This window comes from Paenibacillus solani, from assembly GCF_050475945.1.
Taxonomy (GTDB): domain Bacteria; phylum Bacillota; class Bacilli; order Paenibacillales; family Paenibacillaceae; genus Paenibacillus_AQ; species Paenibacillus_AQ solani_A.
Genome location: NZ_JBCMXJ010000007.1, coordinates 233,345 through 252,235, shown reverse-complemented (window position 1 = coordinate 252,235; position 18,891 = coordinate 233,345). Strand labels below are relative to the sequence as shown.

Genomic DNA, 18,891 nt, shown 5'->3' with positions numbered 1-18,891 from the left:
CTCAATATTCATATCATAATAGAACGGGACGGCTGCTGCCGTCCCGTTCTTATTTAAGGTGAATTCCTTACTTACAACTCTCCCTCAAGAAACCGGATAAGATACACGTCCGGCTGCGCGATGAATTCGGTATAGCTGCATAAATCAGCATACGTCTGATGCTCGGTGTCATAACAACCGATCTGACCCTTTTTCTTCGGATTCCATACGAGATATAGATGTGAGTAATTGTCAATATCCGCTGACAGACGCAGCAGCTTTTGCCGGCCGATCTTCATTTCGATCGTGTCGATCAAAGGGAAGAAATCGATATATTCGATTTCGTATTCATTCGGTGCAAGCTCCAAGTGCAGCTGGTCCCCGGTTAGAAATTTGACCAGTTCCTCGGGCAATTTATACTTTTTCAGCTCATATTTCTTGTTCTCCATATCATGAAACTCCGCTGGCTCCAGCGATTTCAAATAGTCTGCAAGAGCGGTATGCTTTTCGCTGACCGCAATTGTATACGGCCGCTCACCATCCTTCTCCGCTATCGTTACATCCGCGCCGCGTTCAATTAAATATTTGACCATGGCCAGATTCCCGAACCGGACGGCAACGGTCAACGGGGTCGCTTGATAAGGATAGACCATGTCGGGCTGGTTATAATTGATGTCCGCTCCATGATCGAGTAAATAGTCGAGTGTCTTATAGTCATGATCCGATACGGCTTGGCGCAGCACACTGCTGCCATGTTTCTTGAGATCCAATCCCAGCTCGTGAATGAGCGGGATGTTCTTTTTGTTGCCGTAATAGGCCTGCGTATATGCGCCTGACCCGGTTTGATTGCGCTTATCCATCTCGGCTCCTTGAGCAGCCACATAGCGGACGATATCCTCCTTACCATAGCGGACAGCCCGCAAAAAAGCCGGGTTATGATGCGCATTCAGGTTAACACCGTGCTCGACCAGCAGTTTCACAACATCCATTCGCTGTGAGATCAGCGCCAGATCGAGCGGGCTTAAGGTGGTATATTTACTCAGTACAATGCCCTCTTCCATATTCCAACCTGTGGCAATGGCATCTTGCAAAGCCGGAATATTTCCCTTGTTAATATGCATCGCTATGTCCGGCAAATCCTCGAACTTGCCGATATCCTTCAGAACGATCATCTATTCTCCCCCTTCTCGTTTATGTACGCGCATGATCATACATTTTACCAGCTTGACTGGTATTCTCGATCAGGCCACGGCCGTATCGTCATCTTATAGGGGACCTACAAAGAATATGGTGGAGCTTTGGCTGCTGTAATGTTATCGGGATGTACTTCGGCCTGCTCATGGCCAAACATGCGAAGATAGATATACTCCACTTCTTCTAGCGACATTTGCGTTGCTCGACTGACTTCATACAGGTCCAAATCTTGTGACAGCAGCTCCCGCGCTTGATGAATTTTCCCATTCAGCCAGTTGTTATTGAGCATCCATTGTTTCACCTGTCCTAGCCATTGGCTTTGGGTTTCCGGATCAGCATGCTTTTTATATTTAGCAACAGACTCCGACAGATAGTCATAGAGATAGATGCCCAATGCCTCACGCTGCTCATGCTTGGACATCCGCAGATACTGCTCATAACTTATGCTGATATCCAAGTAGAGGGTGTGTTCTTTGCTATCAAACCGTCTGAATGTTTGGCGAGCATAATGATCAGGGAGAACACGGAATACAATGAAAATATTATAAGGAAACAGCCATGTTGCTGCCGCATCCTCCAATGGCCGCAGCTCATCCTTCAATTGACCTACACACGTTCCATGGGTATCCAAAGTAAAGCCCAGCTTCATTTACACGCCCCCTCTCGCAGACCTCATAAAAAAATGGCCCGCCTGCATTTATAGTGACTTTAAGGAGAAACGTTCCGGAACTATATTGTTACGAAATCGCGCGGCACCCTTTTGACAAAAGCCACTGCTCCATATCGGCGAAGGCCTTCTGTGCATCCTGTTCGTAGAAGATAGCCACCTCTTGTCCATAAGCATAATTAAACCGAATATAACCACCCAGATGCCGATAAAACAAATGGCATGCATGTGGGGTCTCAATGATTAAATCAGGAGATGCATCCGTCTGGCACATCCCGGCTAGTTCTGGCAGCGAAGGTGAATCCGGCCCCGACGGCAACCTTAGAAAAAGATGACTCCGTGTACCTGTCCATGGTTCATAATAAACGGGCCCCTCTTGACTGCTTCCATACACATGCCGATAGATTTCATCCAGCACAAGCGGGTACACACTATCTTCTTCCTGCTCCCATGCTTGCAGCGGCAACACCTGAATATACTCCGAATGACGAGGCAACCACAGCAGTCCGAATATCTTGGGATGCACTGCCAGAAAATCACCGTCCACCGTTGTGCCGATAGCGATGCATTCTGCAATTTGCTGCTCGGTAATCGGGCCGTCTTCATCATGTTCCCACAAACCGTACTCGGCAAAAGGCTGAAGCACCTCTGGATCGGGCTGCTGGACATTCATCCACCCTGTGTAAGTGCCTTCGCCAAACTGCTGCAAAAACCGGAGGTAGCCCGGTGGATATACAGCGGGTGTCTCGCTTGCAAACTCCTGACATTGGACGCCCGACAGCGGCTTTGGTTTAGAAACAATGTACATGATCATTCCTCCTGTATACTGGCGAGTCTCTCCCCGTTCACGAGCTCCATTCACCAGAATCCTAATTATTCTTGGGAGGACAAGACGATTCACCCACATATCTTTAAGCTGGCATCCCCCGCGTTATGTACCTCGAATCGGCACTAAATGAAGCGCCAATCCCTTTTTCCCTTTAAAATATGTTGTATGTTATCTTCCACAAACCGTGGAATATTTCCTTCCAGATCCTTTCCTTACTTTTCTTGCTTTTCAACCACTTCTTACATTTATGACAGGTGTCATGCGATTCCTTTTACAGGTGTGAATATCGCGCCAAGGGGCAGCACATCTACAATAACAATACAAAGAGAAGCCATAAGGAAAGAAGGAGACGGGAGATGAAACAACGGAAAGACAGAATACGCTTGCTGGATATTTTGCGGGGTTTTGCCATACTGGGAACGCTCGGAACGAATATTTGGATATTCGCGCAAGCCGGGGATCTCAACTATATTACGACCTTTAATCAATCCGGGTGGTGGGGCCTGAATGATCTTCTCCGCATGATCGTTTTGTTCCTGGTCAACGGAAAGCTGCTCGGTCTATTAACGATTATGTTCGGCGTCGGTATGGAGATGAAGTATCAGCAGGCGAAGCGCAAAGGGAAGCCATGGCCAGGCGTTTATTTGTGGGCCGTAATGTTTCTGATCCTCGAAGGCCTGCTGCACTTTATATTCGTCATGGAGTATGACATCTTAATGAGCTATGGGGTTACCGCTCTCATAGCGGCATTCATCCTAAAAGGCGGCGATCGGCTCATCGCCCGTACGATGAACGTAATTGGCAGCATCTTCGCTATTACGATTCTGGCCCTCTCGGGATTGATACTCGCGAGCGGCGCAAGTGTATCGCTGGGCGGTTTTGGCGATGTTGTTGCTCTTTATCAAGAAGGCACATGGTTGGAGCAAGTCCAATATCGACTGGCGAACTTCCTTCCACTGCGAATGGAAGCCATCCTCGTAATACCAACCAACGTATTCCTGTTCCTGCTGGGGGTTCGCTTTATGCGCGCAGGGGTGTTCTCCCCGGATGAGAACGGCAAAAAACTACGGGGAACGCTATTCAAGCTCGGGCTCTATGTCGGTGTACCGCTCAATTTGCTCATTTTTATCCCTGGCGGTGCTTTCGATCTGCCCGTGCGCTATCTGTTCGCTCCGCTTATGTCTGTAGGGTATATAGCTATCCTTGCCAGCATGATACAATATACGAAATGGGAATGGCTGTGGCGCCTACTGGAAAATGCGGGGAAAATGTCCTTGAGCTGCTATGTATTTCAGAATATCCTGGCATCTGTCATTTTCTACGGATGGGGCCTGAGCCTTGCCAGCAAGCTGAATTCTGCGGCTATTATCGGCATCTGGCTGGTGATCTGTGTTTTCCAGCTAATTCTGGCATCATTGTGGCTGCGCGGTTTCAAGCTGGGTCCCATGGAGACCGTCCGCAAGCGGGCGGTAGGTTACTTCGAATCAAGATAGCCAAATTGGGGGCTTCGCATGGGCAGATTCTTCAAGTTATACCCGAGAGAGCAGGTCAGAAGTTATCTGCTTATCGATATCATATTAACCGTGTTTTTAATCTACCGGATCTTCTATATGGATTCGGCGCTGGGATGGTGGGGCAGCTTCGGGCTGCTCCTGTTGTTCCTCGTTTCGTTCTACGTTGGTCTGTGGCAGCGGGGCGGCTGGCTGCTGATTGCCGTGCTCTCCGGACTTCTCTCGCTTGCCGTGCTTGGAATATACAGCGGCCCGGGCATCCTCGTATTCTCGATCATTCAGGCCGATTTGCTGGGGAGAGCCAAATCCAAGATACATATTGCTATCGGCAGTGCAGCCATTGGTATATCATATCTGCTTGTGTTTCTCATCAGGCAGGAGTCCCTGATCGAGAATCCCAATACCATCTACCTACCGGTCATGATTGTCCAGATGCTGTACCCAACCGTCATCTATATCAAGGAGAAAGCCAAAAGCCTGCAAGGAAAGCTGGACGCCGCCAACGAGCAAATTGCCCAGTACATCCAGCAAGAGGAACGGCAGCGCATCGCAAGGGATCTTCACGATACCTTGGGACAGACCCTCATAATGATCAAAATGAAAAGCGAACTGGCAACAAAATGGGTCGATAAAGACCCGGAACAGGCCAAGCAGGAATTAAACGAGATTCGGGATACGTCCCGGACCGCTTTGAAACAAGTTAGAGAGCTGGTATCGGAGATGAAATTCATATCCTTGAGTGATGAACTTGAGCATGCAGCCAAGCTGCTCCATACGGCAGGCATTGAGCTGCATATCGAAGCTCCAGAGAACCTGCCGTTGTTATCCAGTGTAGAGGAAACCATGCTTGCGCTCTGCGTTCGAGAAGCCATGACCAATATCATCAAGCATAGCGAAGCCAAGCAGTGTACCATCATCCTGAAATTCAATGAGCAGGCCTATCAGATTCATATCGCTGATGACGGGGTGGGGATCAGGGGGCGAAGCGGTGGTAACGGCATTCCATCGATCATGGAACGCATGAAGGTGCTGGGCGGCTCCTTCGTCATCGACCCGCTGCCAGAGGCAGGCACCGAATTGACACTGAAGCTTCCGCTTCGCCCGCATGACAAGGAGGACGCTATATGATTCGAATCGTAATTGCGGAAGATCAAAAAATGCTTCGCGGCGCCTTTGCCTCATTGCTGAAATTCGAAGACGATTTTGAGGTAGTGGCCGAGGTTCCCGACGGGCAGCAAGCCTGGGAAGCGATCCTTGCGCATCAGCCGGATGTGTGTCTGCTCGATATTGAAATGCCGCATATCAACGGCCTTGAATTGGCCGAGAACATCCGTCGTGCCGGTTTGCCCTGCAAGATTATGATGGTTACGACCTTTGCGCGTCCCGGTTATTTACAAAAGGCGATGGACGCCCAGGTGGAGGGTTATCTGCTAAAGGATGAGCCGATCGATTGCCTGATCCGAGCCATTCGACGGGTCATGAAGGGTGAACGGGTCGTCAGCACCGACCTGGCGGCAGCCCTCTTCATGAAGGAAGAGAACCCGCTGAGCGAACGGGAGACCGAGATGCTTCGCCTGACCAGGGAAGGCATGACTACCGGGGATATCAGCAAAGCCCTGTTTCTGACGAGAGGAACCGTGCGCAACTATCTCTCCTCTGCCATTCAGAAGCTGGGGGCCGAATCCCGGCAGCGAGCTGTTACCATCGCGGAGGAAAAAGGCTGGCTGTAGCGGGCACCGGAATAGCGGGTTACAATGTGGGGTGCTTACTTCTTTACAGGGTCGCATTTAGTTTTTCAAAAATCCGTAGCAGCTGCGCCCTCTCTTCCTCTACTAATCTTTCATATAAATTTCTTCGTAAAGCGTGCCCGCACTCATACGCTTTGTGAATCATGTCTATCCCTTTATCCGTAATACTCAGGCAACTTATTCGCCTGTCAGACTCATCCGTTATTCTGATGGCCAGCTTCTTCTTCACCAGCTTCTCTGATAAATGGGTCAGCGTAGACGGGGTCAATCCTAAATTCCGCGCAATGTCGGACGGTCGGCTTTTTCCACTAGCCTTTAAATGGCTGAGCACGAGAATGTGGGAAATACCAAGGTCACCATTAAACAATTTGCTCCCACTGAATAATCAAATGGTTCGTAACCTTGTCCATATTATGTATGGTTTGGAATATCGTCTGCTCTTCGTTCATACAAACCTCCCCATCTATAAAAAATAAGAGCCTAAATGAGATTAATAGGCTCTTATTCGTTTACAGCTATCTAGTTAAGCATACATCCCCACGCAAGTATAGCTCAGAGCGGAGATTAAGCTTGTGCCTTTTTAGCAAATGCCTCGATATCGGCAATGCTTGGGTTCGCGATATAATGCCCGCCTTCTACCTCGATCGTTTGTCCTGTTATAAACTTGGATTCATCCGAAGCCAGGAAGAGAACCGTGTAGCCAAGATCTTCGGGCTCACCGTGGTACGGCAATGCATTATATTTTGCGAAAATATCCAGTACTTCAGGTACCATATTGTTCTTGGCAGCCGGAGTCAAAATCAAACCAGGCGCTACCGCGTTGCAGCGGATGCTGTGTTTGCCGTATTGAGTGGCAATATACTTAGTCAGATGCACGACGCCCGCTTTCGAAGTACCATAAGCAGTCCGGATGGAATCACTTGCAAAGCCCGCCATGGATGCCGTATTAATGATGGAACCTCCGCCTGCTTTAATCATATGAGGAATGGCAAATCGGCTTCCCAATAGTACACTCTTCAAATTGACGTTCATCAGTCGATCCCATTCATCAAGGTCCATGTTAACAACATCCAAGTCCTTCTTCAGATTGGTCAATCCTACATTGTTAAACAAGACATTGATCTTACCATAGTGGCTTACCGTAAATTCAACGGCTTCCTCAATGGATTTTCCATCCCCTGCATCAAGGAAGATGCCGGTCGCTTCTCCGCCCGCTGCTTTAATGTGCTCGGCCGCCTCTTTAGCACCCTCCACATTAAAGTCCGCAATAACGACTTTGGCTCCTTCTTTTGCCATTAATGTTGCAGAGGAAAGGCCAATGCCAGAGGCTCCCCCTGTTATTAACGCTACCTTATCTTCCACTCTTCCCATCGTTCATAACCCCTTTCTCTTAAGAGAGACTTTCATCGTTTTGTTCCTGGTATTCTCTTGAAGCGCATCAAGATACAGTACTGTATTGAGGGTACCCGTAGAAGGATCAAGTTAGTCTCTTTTTTAATTATTTAGATATCTAACTATTTCAATCTAAAATAATAGCAGAACCTATTATTCGATGCAAATGTTCATATCTGGGTTAAGTGATAAGCCGTTTGGGATGCAGGGTTATTCCTTAAGGGATCGTTATAATGGAGGGAAATTCATTACGAATAGGCCGCGTGTGGCTGGATCGGCTGGCCTGCATCTTGCAATTGGCGTAACTGGCAAGTGAGATGTCACATTCTACTAGTTACATAGCGAAACTCGAGAGGTATTATATAAGCTGTCGCTGCCATAAGGCAGGACAATCATCAACACCGGGACAGAAGATAAGTTACGCAGATAAAGGAGGCCACATACCATGAATCTTCATAACTCTCCTGCCTCCAACCGCATTAAAATTCCGCCAGGGTTCTGGGCAGGTTTAAGTGAATTAGGAATTGCCTCCCATGAGGTAGCTCGTAAAGCACAATTGCCGCTTACCATTGTAACGGAATCCACCGTTACCAATACCCAATATTTTGCGATTTGGGAGGCTTATTCAGAACTCATAGGCGATACGGCCCAAGGGATTATCAGGCTTGCAACCGTCTACGAAACAGCGAAGTATCCTCCCACCATGTTGGCTACTTACCACGCTCGTGATTACCGTGACGCGTTAAATCGAATGGCTCGGTACAAGCAACTGTGTCCGCCCGAAAGCTTACGTATCACTGAAGAAGGCGAGCACTGTACCATCGAACTTGAATGGCTGCATGCCGAGCAGCCCGGTCCACCGGTGCTGGTGGGCATCACGCTGGCATGTCTTCTGGAGCTTGGTCGCCGGGGTACAGGTCAGCCTTTGACGGCACAGCTCGTCGAATTTTCACACACCGAGGGCGATGTACATGCCCTTGAAGATTACTTCGGCGGTCCTATCCAGATGGGTGCAGGACGGAACCGGTTGACGATTCATCGAAAAGATCTGGACCGCCCCTTTCTCTCGTACAACGAAGAACTGTTAGAGATCCTGACTCCCGCTTTGGACCGATCGCTTTATGAACAGCAGCACAGCCGCTCCATTACCGAAACGGTCAAGTGGATTATGAAACGCAGCCTTACCGGAGGGCGCCCCGACATTCAGACGATTGCCAGGGAGCTCAATATGAGCAACCGAACCTTGCAGCGCCGTCTTTCTGATGAAAACACGAGCTTCAATCACCTTTTGACACAAGCCAGACATGAACAGGCGCGAGAGTACCTGGCAGACCCATCACTCGATATTAAAGAAGTGGCTTTCTTAATTGGATATGAAGATCAGAACTCATTCTACCGCGCCTTCCGCCAATGGGAAGGTGATACACCCACCCATTGGCGTACTGAGCATCCAGACATAAGCTCGATATAGAAGAACCGCTGAACTATTCTTGAGAATGACCGCCTATCAACACACTGTTTAAGGAGAAATGCATGATGGATATGGGACTACACAATAAAACAGCTCTAGTTACAGGCTCTACAAAAGGTATAGGTAAAGCCATTGCCATTGAACTTGCCAAGGAAGGTGTTCATGTACTCATTAATGGACGTAATCATGAAGAGGTAGAACGAACGGTGCATGAAATCAAAGAGAAATTTCCCGCTACCTCTCCACAAAATGCCGCGGCGGATATCGTGGATATCAAGCAAAGAGAAGCTTTGTTCAAGAAATTTCCCGATGTGGATATTTTGGTTAACAATATGGGGATCTATGAAATTATGCAGTATGAGGACGCCCACGATGAAGTATGGGAAAAGTACTTCCGGACGAATGTTCTTACAGCCAATGGATTATCAAAATTTTATTTACCTGCCATGCTGAAGAAGGATTATGGCCGCATTATTTTCATTGCGAGTGAAGAAGCCATGATGCCTTCAGGACAAATGCCTCAGTACGCGATGACTAAATCCATGCTGTTATCATTGTCTAAAAGTTTATCCAAATTAACCATCGGTACCGAAGTTACAGTCAATACAATCATGCCAGGACCCACACTCTCTGAGAATGTACAGCAAATTATTGAGGGGATTTACCCTGATGAAGATATGACTTTTTCAGAAAAAGAGAAAACATTTATGACAACAAATCTGCCTCAATCTGAAATTCAACGCTTTATCAGACCTATGGAGATTGGCAGACTCGCTGCATTTGTATGCAGCCCTTATGCTTCCGCATTTAAAGGTTCTCCCATCCGGATGGATGGGGGGATGGTGCCAACGATATTTTAAATCGATTCGCATTGTTTATATAAGGATAAAAAATACAAAAGAGCTGCTGTTGCAGCTCTTTCATTTGGTTGCATTCTACATTCTTCTTATGTTCCAGCTAAATATTCACAGCAACGTTTCGAGCCTGTTCATCTAGCTTCCGAGCATAGTTAACAATATCATTGAAGTCGTCCATGGTCACCCGGATCTGCTGCTGGCCCTCTTCGATTGAAGACTAAATGCGGTTGATTCCATCCGATATCTGGGATATTTCTCTCGTGATGCCGCTGATATTGTCCTGGATCCGGCCGGTCGATTCTGATGACTCATTGGACAGCTTCCGAACTTCCGTAGCCACGACATTAAACCCGCGGCCATGCGGCCCCGCATGGGCTGCCTCAATGGCAGCATTTAGAGCAAGCAGGTTGGTCTGTGAGGCGATACCACGTATGGTTTGAACAATGCCCTGGATGGACTTGGCCTGCTCTTGCAGCCCTTTGAGAATCATCGTATTATCCTCCGATATCTCAGCAATCTGGTCCACGTTCAACAGCAGCTCCCGGCTCCTGCCGATACCTACTTCTGCTCGTTGGCTCAGACCGTGGGAAGTCCTCTCTAATGCCTGAACAACGATAGTCAGACTGCGTTGTCGCTGCGTAATATCTGTGGCGATTTTGAAGACTCCAATAATCTCGGAGTCCTGCTCGTCATATATTGGCATATAAGTAGCCTCCAGCCAAACCGCTTCACCACTTGCGTTTTTGCGTTCAATCTTATCCTGAAAGCTTTGGCCTGAGAGCAGCGCCTGCCAGAACTGCTCATATGCCGGAGAGTTCGCAAAGGATTCGAAGCAGAAATCGCGATGCTGCATGTTCAGTAAATCCTGAACGGTAAATCCCATCGTATTTGCGAATACTTCGTTTACATAGGCCACCTTCCGATCGATGCCAAAACGGATCATGGCCACATTTCTCTCCAGCGCCCGGACAACCAAGTCATCCGATCCTACTTGTTTATACATCATGAAATTAGTCGACCCCCACTATTATATAAAGCGGCATAATCATGCAGCTTACAGAATTCTCTCAACTATCAGCTCGTGCATATAATGACAGGATGCGAAGAAATTTATAGCTTAAAATATCAGTTTAACAACCACATCTATACAAATTATATACATGGTGTTTTGCGCATCTGAGCTTTAGTGAGTCGACTGTTATTCTCGTGAGGATCTTCCAGATGAATAATAGCAGCTTATTAGAGGGTCTTCGCTAATCCAAAGGATTATTATCCGAGAACAAATCCGGATTATCCTGGAGCATGTCCGTTATGACTTCCGCCACCTTGGCTGCATCACAAACCCTTACAACGGCATCGCCAAGCATCCCCTTATGCATGGCACCCCGGCTTTCCAGGACCTCATCAACTTTCCAAAAATGCTCCGACCATGACAATCCGCAATGTCTGCGAGAAGGTACCGAAATCTCCGTCCCGTCAGGTAAAACAGTGTAGAGCATCTGATGATCATCCGTTAATCTGCCTGGTATGTCCACCCATTCCTCGACGCCATGAATAAATGTGTTACGCCTTAGATCAACACCTACCAGCAATATGGTCGCCTTTCGATCAAGCAGCTTCCCCCACGCGGAACCTCTGGCGCATGGCGTATCAAAGTGATGATCGTCATCGGTAAACGCTGCAGCATCTTCGCCTAATGCAGCCACCGAATGAGTGGGATGCAGCGAGCGAATCACGCCGGGTCTTTTACGAAACAGCTCTGGCAGAATACCGACGCAGGCAGGTGACTCATCCACGTAGAATCGGGGATTATCGGCATTAATATAGGACCATGTATGCGTGGGCAGCACCAGCAGCCCATCCTTCATATACTCTGTAAATGCATCCAAAACAGTCTCCGCGCCGCCCTCGACAGCCCCCATGCTTTTCATCGATGAATGAACCAATAACGTTCCATTGTGATCGATGCCAAGCTGCTCTAATTGTTTCATTAAACTCCCAGTTGTGTGCATGTTCTTCCCTCCCGGGCCATTATATTAAACTTGCTTAATACTCACAGCTCACTCTATCATTCATTTAGAGAAGCGTACATAGAATGTAACCACGGTCCCTTGGCCTAACGTACTTTTAATTTGAAGACCTGTGCCGAAATGCCGCTTTAATCGCTGGTCCGTATTGATTAATCCCACCCCTGAACTGTGATCTGCCTTCCTTTCTAATATCCGCTGCAATTGAGCTTCATCCATGCCGACCCCGTCGTCCTGAACGGTTATTTCCGCATGGCTGTTATGGACAGAAATCCGAATATATATATTCCCCCCGCGAGAGCGCTTCATGACGCCATGTCTTATCGCGTTCTCAACTAAAGGTTGGATCGAAAGAAACGGAATTTTCAATTCCTCGTAATCGTCTACCTCCCATACAACCTGCAGCCGCTCTTCAAAGCGAACCTGTTCAATATAGATATACGAGCGCACCAGACTTAGCTCCTCTTCGATCGGTACAAGTCCATCCGTATCATGGAATCTGAATTTGTATCGCAAAAAGTTACTGAACTCATCAAGCAAATTACGCATCTTGTCCAAATTAATGTCGCTTAAAGCCGCTACAGCACTTAAGGCATTGAATAAGAAATGAGGCTGAATCTGTGCTTGCAGCCATGCCGCTTCCAATCGCAATTGCTCCCGAACCGTTTGCTTGATCGTCGTCAAGGCCTCAATCCGCGACCTGATTTCTAATGCCTCCACCGGTTTGGTCACATAATCGTTTGCTCCCGCCAAAAAACCGCTTTGGATATCCTTCGGTTGGCTTCGGGCAGTAAGGAGCAGCACAGGGAGCTCTGTGAGCGTAAACCGCTCGCGGATCCTCCGTGTTAGCTCATAACCCGACATCTGCGGCATCATAATATCGGAGATAACCAGATCCCATGCCTTGGCATCCAGCATAGCTAACGCTTCTTTACCGCTGGTGACCATCGTTAGATCATATTCGTCCGGAGGCAGGATCGCTTCAAGCACTTGAAGATTGACCGGATCGTCATCAACGATTAATAATAGCGGACGGTTACGAGTTGTTTCAGGTAAAAGCTCTTGATTTGCAGCTGGTGGCAGGACTTCCCCTTTTTCCAGACCGGCCCAGGCTGTTTCCTCAGCCAGCGCAGATGGTATTGCTAACGATTCGAATGAGCTGGAATCACTCTGCTCTCCCTCTGTTTCCGCCTCTGCCAGCTTTAACGAAAACGTAAACTTGGAGCCTTCCCCTGGTACGGAGGACACCTCTAACGTACCCTGATGAAGCTCAATGAGCTGCTTGCTTATGCTTAAACCTAACCCGAAGCCACCTTCGATCATAGTCTCGCTGGCGCTCGCTTGCTCATAGGGATGGAACAGACGTTTTAGCATAGCTTCATCCATCCCGATTCCCGTGTCGGCAATTACGATATATGCCCTACCATCGTCTGTAAAAGCTTGAAGCGATATGACCCCTTCATTCGTATATTTCACGGCATTATGCAGCAGATTGAACACAACTTGAATAACCCGATTCTCATCAGCAATGACGGGTGGAAAATCTTCAGGGATCTGATTTACGATTTGGACGGACTTCACCTCTGCGTTAAATTGAAGCATATCCATAACACCCGTGACGATCGGCTGAATCGATATCGACCTTTTCTGCAGACGTGGATTGCCTTCCCGCAGACTCATCACATCAATCAAATCGTTTAATATTAATGTTAGACGACGTCCTACGGACAGAATCGTTTCAAGCTCCTTTACACTTCGATCCTGAAGCGAATGTCGTTCCCGGTTCAACACGGATTGTGACATGTTAAGCATACTATGGAGCGGATTTTTGAATTCATGGGAAGTGTTCGCCAAGAATTGATCCTTGTGGTCATTGACTCTTTGCAAGGTGGCGGCGATCTCTTTGGTGTTCGCATGCATCTTGAAATACCCCTTAAACCATACGGCTGCCAGGCATCCCATTGAAAGAATCAGATCAAACGGATAGTGGGCTACACTCAGCGCACTTCCCCTCGATATTAGCGCCCACAGGAAATGATGGACCAATCCAAGCATGGAAATAAGAAGTAACAGATGGTCCTGGATACCCTTGATTACATTTTTTACGATGGCAATAATCGTGATGATGGCTGTAGTGAAGCCCAGCAAATAGTAAATCGGGAAGAGCATAATCACCTGCGGTGGAGTCAAGAACAGGGTTAAACCGGCCGTCCCAATAATCATCACTTTATAAACAGGATAAACCCTTCTCCAATAACGAAGTTCCCGATGAGCAGTACATTCCAGCAGCGCATAACATCCGATCATAAATGCGGCATTGGACAGCCGATAATCCCAATCGCTGCTTATATATATGAATTGATGAAACAGCTTCTCATCCGTACTTAAGACATTGGAGAGGGTTACACAAAATGTAAGCAGAGAGAAGTATAGCAGTCTCTTATCCCTGTTTCCCAGTAAGAATAAAACAAGTGCATACACGGAATGCATGAGAAATAGAATAACTCCCACCGTCTGCATCGAAACGGAAAGTGTCTTTTCCTTTGCCATAACTTCTTCTGATCCGAATTTAATGGACCGGACAATGCCGCCTCCCCGACTATCCTCATAATTGGCTACCTGAATCACCAAATCGATGACACCATGGTCGTCTGCTGTGAAGCTTGCAGAATAAGGCAGGTTCTTCGCCGTATATTCTTCCTTCGTTTCTCCAACCCGGCCGGTTTTGGCGAGCAATCGCCCATTGACATACAATTCGGATGCAGTACGGACGCTGGGTATGCGAATACTATAATTAGCGTTCTGTTTCGGATCAACAAAAACACGCAGGCGATAAGATCCGAATCCATATGGCGTTGACGCTTCAGTATGTAAGGCTCCGTTCCATTTCCCCGGAACTGTAATTATCTGTGGCTCCAGATCACCTGCTATATGCTGCCCGCTGCCTTCTTGCAGCCATTGTGAGGGATAGAATTCCCACTGCCCATCAAGCAGGAGGATACCGCCGTCTTCAGCCTTCCAATCCCTTAAATCAAGATGACCATTTGTAATGGCTACCTGCCGCTCGTCAGGGAATAACTCCATCCACAGTATGCGCAAGCTCGACAGGACGACTAATAATAACACTATGAATAATATAAGATGACTCTTTTTCATTTGATGACCTGATAAATTCTTTGCCAAGATGTACTCCTCTTTCCTAATCCATTCTCCATATCCTATCTTCTATATCGGACAAAGCTATTCAAATCTTCCAGAATTCCTCCTAATATGTGGTACGAATCGTCAAAGCCACCCCATGATTCATGGAGTGGCTTCTCTTCTATCTATCGGAGAACCTTGTGTCTAGTACCATCAGGTACGGATCTGAAGTCCGTATTTAGTGAATATCCATGATGTACTCATGTCTTGCATTACATCACGGCTTATACGAACCGTTGGCTTCTGCTCCTTCATTGCCTCTGGATCCAGCGCTGAGAAACGAAGCGGCTTTGTTCTTTTCTTGATGAATCCCGTGATTTCCTCAAACAACTTATACGTTAATGGACGATGTTCCCGGATATCCTCATACACATAGTACTTCCCTTGTTTATCCTCCATATTGATTTGAAAGCCTTTAGGAAAAGAAAGCAGGATGCACGGCAGCTCATCCTCGGCCCATTGTCCATAGTAAGGGAACTGAACACCTTCATTTCTCGCAAAAAATCCCGAGTCTTCCTGCTGTAACGTAACCGGAATGGAATAGACAAAGAAAGGGCGAACTCCCTCCCTCTTTTCCCTCGCAGCAAAATATCGATAATAAGCCTGATAAGCCTCATTCACTTGACTCGCATCATGCCTCGTCCGGTCGCCATTCGTAAGGCGGAATTGGGTATCCTTATGTTCAAAAAGCTCCAGCACGCTTCGGAACTCTTCCGGCGTTATGAAGAATCGCAGCTTATAAAATCCACTGTTTTTTATTCTATCCATAGATTCACCGACAATCTGAATGATTTGGGTCTACAAGTTTACACATGCGCTAATGCGTTGTTAGTTTACATATAGTTTAGCCGATTCGGGTAATATGCGGAATAGGGGAATCCGCCTAGTTTCATGACGCAGCAATCAAAGGACCTCTTCGCATAGATGGCAATTGATTAATCATCCAAAGCCCCTTACGATTAGTTATAAGAATATTTAGTGCTGACATCTAACCGCTCTTTCAGGAAGGGAGAGAAAGATGCATGGAAAAGGAATTTGCTCTGACACAAAAACTGCTGACCCTGCTCGATTCCGAATATCGGTGGTTTACCTTGGCCGAAATTGAAGAGCAGCTCAGCGTCTCAGATAAAACGATTCGCAAAATTATTGACGAAACTCAGCAGGAGCTTCCCCCTTCGATTACGATTGAGATTTCCCGCGGAAAAGGCGTCATTCTCCATTATGCCAAACGAAATGTGGCATTTGGTGAAGTCATTTCCTCGATGTACAGACAGAGAACCTTCTATCAACTGCTCGATTTACTATTCTTGGAGGGTGGGCGTTATGGATTGGAGGAGCTGGCCGACAAGCTGTATATGAGTTCTTCCTCACTGAAAAAGCTGATCATCCGTCTGAACAGCCATGAATTGAAGCAATACCATTTGCGCATCACGTATTCCATGCCTGAGGTAAAAGGCAATGAAATCAATATCCGCTATTTTTACTGGAAATTGTATTATGATGCCTATGAATTTTCCGGCTGGCCTTTTCCTGGCATGGACCAGGCTCAGATGCTTGAATATATCACAACTATTGAATCGGAGAATGATATCGTCTATTTCCTCAATGCCAAGCGGAGCTTGTCCTTCCTGGCCGCCATCATGATGACGAGAGTACTGCAAGGCAAATATGCCGACATTCCCCGAGGCCAATATCACTGGGAGAGCAGCATGCTCCATTCTTCCATTACCGCATGGGTAAGGGCGCTTGAGCATCGATATTCCATTCATTTACCGCTCGACGAAACCCGGTTTCTCCAGGCAATGCTCAGTTTAGGCCAGTATAACTATTATGATGAAGCCAAGATCAGCACGATGATAGCCATGAAGAAAGCAAGGCTCATGCAGATCCAGGAGGAAGAGGATCAGATCGTCAATCATTTTCTCATGCTAGCGCTTGCCACTTTCCCTGCTATTGATATGAATGATCGCTTCATCTGGGAAATCGGGGAGTTCTTCGAAAAGCTGCGGCTGGAAAATTCGCTTCCCGACATGATCTCGATCTCAACAAGCAGTCTGACAGAGTATGTCCTGAGAGAATGCCGTCCCATGTATCAGAACGTCATGAACTGCATGCAGGAATGGGGAAACCGCTACCCCGGCATTCTGTACAACGACTATCATCTGACGAAACTTACGCTGCTGATCGTCTCCAGTCTGCGCTATAACAGCAAGAAGGCTTTTCTGCTGATCGGCGGGGAATTCTCCATCCGCCATTATGTCGCCAAGCTGATCAAGAATGAAATCGGTGACGAGCTGATCATCAACACCTCCATTATGGAAGGCCTTACGGATGAAATCATTCAGAAGCATAATATCGACTTTGTGATCAGCACATTTCCCGTTGAGCTGAATACGGTACCCGTAGTTATCATTTCAACGATACCAACCAAACGTGATTTGGAAAATATCCGCAAGGAATTAATGCAACCATGAGGGCTCATGGTTGCATTTTTCCGTTTAACTCCGTAATTTTCTGGTCTTGGTTCTCTCCCGGATTCTTACTATGATGAAGGCAGATAAACAATTAAGCGCTTTCTTCATAGGGGGCCATGAAGCAGGAGGAACAGGATGAGTATACATTTGGGAGCTGAACAAGGAGATATCGCAGAACGCGTATTGCTGCCAGGAGATCCTTTGCGAGCCAAATTTGTAGCAGAACACTTCTTGGAGGACGTTCATTGTTATAACGAAGTGAGAGGCATGTATGGATACACCGGTCGTTATAAGGGGGTTCCGGTTTCTGTTCAGGGTACAGGGATGGGCAACCCGACCATGAGTATTTATGCAACGGAGTTGATTCAAGATTACGGGGTCAAGAAGCTGATCCGTATCGGTACCTGCGGTGCCATGCAGCAAGAGCTTCAGGTTCGCGATATCGTACTGGCCCAGGCCGTATCCTCGGATAGCAATCTGATGGAAAAAATATTCTACGGCTGCAATTATGCGCCCACAGCGGATTTTGACATGTTAAGCAGAGCCCACCAACTGGCCCAGCAGAAACAAGTGAATGTTTTTGTCGGCAACATCTACAACTCGGACGAGTTCTATCGGGAAACATTGGACCGGCTTCACAAGTTTATGGATTTCGGAGTACTTGCAGTTGAAATGGAAAGCGCTGCCTTGTATACGCTGGCTGCTAAATACGGTGTTAAAGCCCTGTCTATATTGACGGTAGGCAGCCATCTACTGACCAATGAACGCTCGTCGCACCAAGACAGCGAGAAATCCTTCCATGACATGGTGGAGATCGCGCTTCACACGATTCTGGCTGAGTAATAGCCTTGAGCAGGATGTTTTTAAAGTTAAACGATAATTTTAGGAGGAATAAACAATGGGAATCAAACGAGGACTTAAATATGACTTTTCGTTGTTGGCCATTTTATTGATTCCGATCGGAATCGCGATCAACTTTGTCGGTGCGCAAATTATACTACTGCTCAAGCTGCCCATTTATCTGAACACCATCGGAACGATTCTGACAGCCATGATCGGTGGTCCTTGGGTCGGTATGGTCACAGGAGCCAGCACCAACCTCGTTGTCGGTATCACCAACCCCGTCTCGTTCGCTTTTACGCCTGTTCAAATGGCGGTCGGTCTGGTCGTCGGCTTGCTGGCTATGAAAGGCATGTATACGAAGCTGTGGAAAGTGATCTTGGCTTCGCTGGCCGTCGTACTGACCGTACTGATCGTTGCATCCCCGATCCAGGTGCTGATGTTCGGTGGAGCAACCGGTAACTCTTCGGACGCTGTGGTAGCTACCTTCCTGGCCTCCGGTCAACAGATCTGGACAGCCGTATTCTCAACCAAAATTCTGGTGGAAAGCGTCGATAAAATTATCAGCAACGTCATCGCCTTTGTCATCGTGATGAAGATGTCCCCGAGATACTTGTCCAAACTGAACTATGGAGCGATCTTCATCAAAAAGAAATGATGTTTAGTCAGCAATGGTTACGCTTTCAGAAGGAGGGGTTCTT

At 47.4% G+C, this 18,891-nt stretch carries 17 protein-coding genes; 8 read left to right on the top strand and 9 right to left on the bottom strand.

The genetic code is table 11. The features are described 5' to 3' along the window. Window positions 1-71: 71 nt before the first annotated feature. The 3 genes from ABEQ74_RS09300 to ABEQ74_RS09290 all read right to left on the bottom strand — a co-directional run bounded on the left by ABEQ74_RS09300 (window position 72) and on the right by ABEQ74_RS09290 (window position 2,648). Window positions 72-1,151 (bottom strand): ankyrin repeat domain-containing protein, encoded by a 1,080-nt coding sequence (locus tag ABEQ74_RS09300; RefSeq protein ID WP_430121712.1) that lies wholly within the window; start codon window positions 1,149-1,151, stop codon window positions 72-74. Between the two features lie 104 nt (window positions 1,152-1,255). Beyond that, window positions 1,256-1,822 carry a hypothetical protein gene (locus ABEQ74_RS09295; RefSeq protein ID WP_430121710.1) on the bottom strand — a complete coding sequence of 189 codons (567 nt, stop codon included), beginning with the start codon at window positions 1,820-1,822 and terminating at the stop codon, window positions 1,256-1,258. An 88-nt stretch (window positions 1,823-1,910) separates the two neighbouring features. Next, the gene (locus ABEQ74_RS09290; protein WP_430121708.1) at window positions 1,911-2,648 is read right to left on the bottom strand and encodes a hypothetical protein; all 738 of its coding nucleotides are present in this window, start codon (window positions 2,646-2,648) and stop codon (window positions 1,911-1,913) included. A gap of 377 nt (window positions 2,649-3,025) precedes the next feature. Here ABEQ74_RS09290 and ABEQ74_RS09285 point away from each other — a divergent pair, with 377 nt between their 5' ends. From ABEQ74_RS09285 to ABEQ74_RS09275, 3 genes are read left to right on the top strand one after another with little or no spacing between them, the layout of a single operon-like run. Next, a complete protein-coding gene (locus ABEQ74_RS09285) occupies window positions 3,026-4,162 on the top strand; it encodes a DUF418 domain-containing protein (protein ID WP_430121706.1) in 1,137 nt (378 codons plus the stop codon). An 18-nt stretch (window positions 4,163-4,180) separates the two neighbouring features. Further along, a complete protein-coding gene (locus ABEQ74_RS09280; protein ID WP_430121704.1) occupies window positions 4,181-5,308 on the top strand; it encodes a sensor histidine kinase in 1,128 nt (375 codons plus the stop codon). After that, entirely contained in the window at window positions 5,305-5,910 is a 606-nt protein-coding gene (locus ABEQ74_RS09275; RefSeq protein WP_430121702.1) for a response regulator transcription factor, read from the top strand. The genes ABEQ74_RS09280 and ABEQ74_RS09275 overlap by 4 nt, the downstream gene beginning before the upstream one ends. 43 nt (window positions 5,911-5,953) lie before the next feature. Here ABEQ74_RS09275 and ABEQ74_RS09270 read toward each other — a convergent pair whose 3' ends face one another. Together ABEQ74_RS09270 and ABEQ74_RS09265 are read right to left on the bottom strand one after the other, a co-directional pair. After that, window positions 5,954-6,259 carry a MarR family winged helix-turn-helix transcriptional regulator gene (locus tag ABEQ74_RS09270; protein ID WP_430122150.1) on the bottom strand — a complete coding sequence of 102 codons (306 nt, stop codon included), beginning with the start codon at window positions 6,257-6,259 and terminating at the stop codon, window positions 5,954-5,956. A gap of 233 nt (window positions 6,260-6,492) precedes the next feature. Further along, window positions 6,493-7,299, bottom strand: coding sequence for an SDR family NAD(P)-dependent oxidoreductase (locus ABEQ74_RS09265; RefSeq protein ID WP_430121700.1), 807 nt, complete (start codon window positions 7,297-7,299; stop codon window positions 6,493-6,495). Window positions 7,300-7,765: 466 nt separating this feature from the next. Here ABEQ74_RS09265 and ABEQ74_RS09260 point away from each other — a divergent pair, with 466 nt between their 5' ends. Both ABEQ74_RS09260 and ABEQ74_RS09255 read left to right on the top strand, forming a co-directional pair. Then, window positions 7,766-8,791 (top strand): AraC family transcriptional regulator ligand-binding domain-containing protein, encoded by a 1,026-nt coding sequence (locus ABEQ74_RS09260; RefSeq protein WP_430121698.1) that lies wholly within the window; start codon window positions 7,766-7,768, stop codon window positions 8,789-8,791. A 65-nt stretch (window positions 8,792-8,856) separates the two neighbouring features. Next, window positions 8,857-9,651: an SDR family NAD(P)-dependent oxidoreductase gene (locus ABEQ74_RS09255; protein WP_430122149.1), complete on the top strand. Its 795-nt coding sequence runs from the start codon at window positions 8,857-8,859 to the stop codon at window positions 9,649-9,651. Between the two features lie 214 nt (window positions 9,652-9,865). On the opposite strand, the gene ABEQ74_RS09250 is transcribed toward ABEQ74_RS09255, so the two are convergent. The 4 genes from ABEQ74_RS09250 to ABEQ74_RS09235 all read right to left on the bottom strand — a co-directional run bounded on the left by ABEQ74_RS09250 (window position 9,866) and on the right by ABEQ74_RS09235 (window position 15,644). Continuing rightward, on the bottom strand, window positions 9,866-10,654 hold the full coding sequence (locus ABEQ74_RS09250) for a methyl-accepting chemotaxis protein (RefSeq protein ID WP_430121696.1): 789 nt from the start codon (window positions 10,652-10,654) through the stop codon (window positions 9,866-9,868). A gap of 247 nt (window positions 10,655-10,901) precedes the next feature. Continuing rightward, window positions 10,902-11,660 (bottom strand): AAC(3) family N-acetyltransferase, encoded by a 759-nt coding sequence (locus ABEQ74_RS09245; RefSeq protein ID WP_430121694.1) that lies wholly within the window; start codon window positions 11,658-11,660, stop codon window positions 10,902-10,904. 60 nt (window positions 11,661-11,720) lie between these two features. Then, on the bottom strand, window positions 11,721-14,831 hold the full coding sequence (locus ABEQ74_RS09240) for an ATP-binding protein (protein ID WP_430122148.1): 3,111 nt from the start codon (window positions 14,829-14,831) through the stop codon (window positions 11,721-11,723). 198 nt (window positions 14,832-15,029) lie between these two features. Beyond that, entirely contained in the window at window positions 15,030-15,644 is a 615-nt protein-coding gene (locus ABEQ74_RS09235) for a hypothetical protein (RefSeq protein WP_430121692.1), read from the bottom strand. Between the two features lie 254 nt (window positions 15,645-15,898). Between ABEQ74_RS09235 and ABEQ74_RS09230 the strand changes: the two genes are divergently transcribed. The 3 genes from ABEQ74_RS09230 (at window position 15,899) to ABEQ74_RS09220 (ending at window position 18,848) form a co-directional block, all read left to right on the top strand. Then, window positions 15,899-17,350: a helix-turn-helix domain-containing protein gene (locus ABEQ74_RS09230; protein ID WP_430121690.1), complete on the top strand. Its 1,452-nt coding sequence runs from the start codon at window positions 15,899-15,901 to the stop codon at window positions 17,348-17,350. A 135-nt stretch (window positions 17,351-17,485) separates the two neighbouring features. Beyond that, window positions 17,486-18,193, top strand: a complete 708-nt coding sequence (gene deoD / locus ABEQ74_RS09225; RefSeq protein WP_430121688.1) for a purine-nucleoside phosphorylase — start codon at window positions 17,486-17,488, stop codon at window positions 18,191-18,193. Between the two features lie 55 nt (window positions 18,194-18,248). Then, complete coding sequence (locus tag ABEQ74_RS09220) at window positions 18,249-18,848, top strand: ECF transporter S component (RefSeq protein ID WP_430121686.1); 600 nt, start codon at window positions 18,249-18,251, stop codon at window positions 18,846-18,848. The last annotated feature ends 43 nt before the right edge of the window (window positions 18,849-18,891 follow it).

What these genes read in the sequence shown, in the direction of transcription:
- ABEQ74_RS09300 (WP_430121712.1), bottom strand. Translation starts at nt 1,151, where the DNA reads ATGATCGTTCTGAAGGATATCGGCAAGTTCGAGGATTTGCCGGACATA.
- ABEQ74_RS09295 (WP_430121710.1), bottom strand. Translation starts at nt 1,822, where the DNA reads ATGAAGCTGGGCTTTACTTTGGATACCCATGGAACGTGTGTAGGTCAA.
- ABEQ74_RS09290 (WP_430121708.1), bottom strand. Translation starts at nt 2,648, where the DNA reads ATGTACATTGTTTCTAAACCAAAGCCGCTGTCGGGCGTCCAATGTCAG.
- ABEQ74_RS09285 (WP_430121706.1), top strand. Translation starts at nt 3,026, where the DNA reads ATGAAACAACGGAAAGACAGAATACGCTTGCTGGATATTTTGCGGGGT.
- ABEQ74_RS09280 (WP_430121704.1), top strand. Translation starts at nt 4,181, where the DNA reads ATGGGCAGATTCTTCAAGTTATACCCGAGAGAGCAGGTCAGAAGTTAT.
- ABEQ74_RS09275 (WP_430121702.1), top strand. Translation starts at nt 5,305, where the DNA reads ATGATTCGAATCGTAATTGCGGAAGATCAAAAAATGCTTCGCGGCGCC.
- ABEQ74_RS09265 (WP_430121700.1), bottom strand. Translation starts at nt 7,299, where the DNA reads ATGGGAAGAGTGGAAGATAAGGTAGCGTTAATAACAGGGGGAGCCTCT.
- ABEQ74_RS09260 (WP_430121698.1), top strand. Translation starts at nt 7,766, where the DNA reads ATGAATCTTCATAACTCTCCTGCCTCCAACCGCATTAAAATTCCGCCA.
- ABEQ74_RS09255 (WP_430122149.1), top strand. Translation starts at nt 8,857, where the DNA reads ATGGATATGGGACTACACAATAAAACAGCTCTAGTTACAGGCTCTACA.
- ABEQ74_RS09250 (WP_430121696.1), bottom strand. Translation starts at nt 10,654, where the DNA reads ATGATGTATAAACAAGTAGGATCGGATGACTTGGTTGTCCGGGCGCTG.
- ABEQ74_RS09245 (WP_430121694.1), bottom strand. Translation starts at nt 11,660, where the DNA reads ATGCACACAACTGGGAGTTTAATGAAACAATTAGAGCAGCTTGGCATC.
- ABEQ74_RS09240 (WP_430122148.1), bottom strand. Translation starts at nt 14,831, where the DNA reads ATGAAAAAGAGTCATCTTATATTATTCATAGTGTTATTATTAGTCGTC.
- ABEQ74_RS09235 (WP_430121692.1), bottom strand. Translation starts at nt 15,644, where the DNA reads ATGGATAGAATAAAAAACAGTGGATTTTATAAGCTGCGATTCTTCATA.
- ABEQ74_RS09230 (WP_430121690.1), top strand. Translation starts at nt 15,899, where the DNA reads ATGGAAAAGGAATTTGCTCTGACACAAAAACTGCTGACCCTGCTCGAT.
- deoD (WP_430121688.1), top strand. Translation starts at nt 17,486, where the DNA reads ATGAGTATACATTTGGGAGCTGAACAAGGAGATATCGCAGAACGCGTA.
- ABEQ74_RS09220 (WP_430121686.1), top strand. Translation starts at nt 18,249, where the DNA reads ATGGGAATCAAACGAGGACTTAAATATGACTTTTCGTTGTTGGCCATT.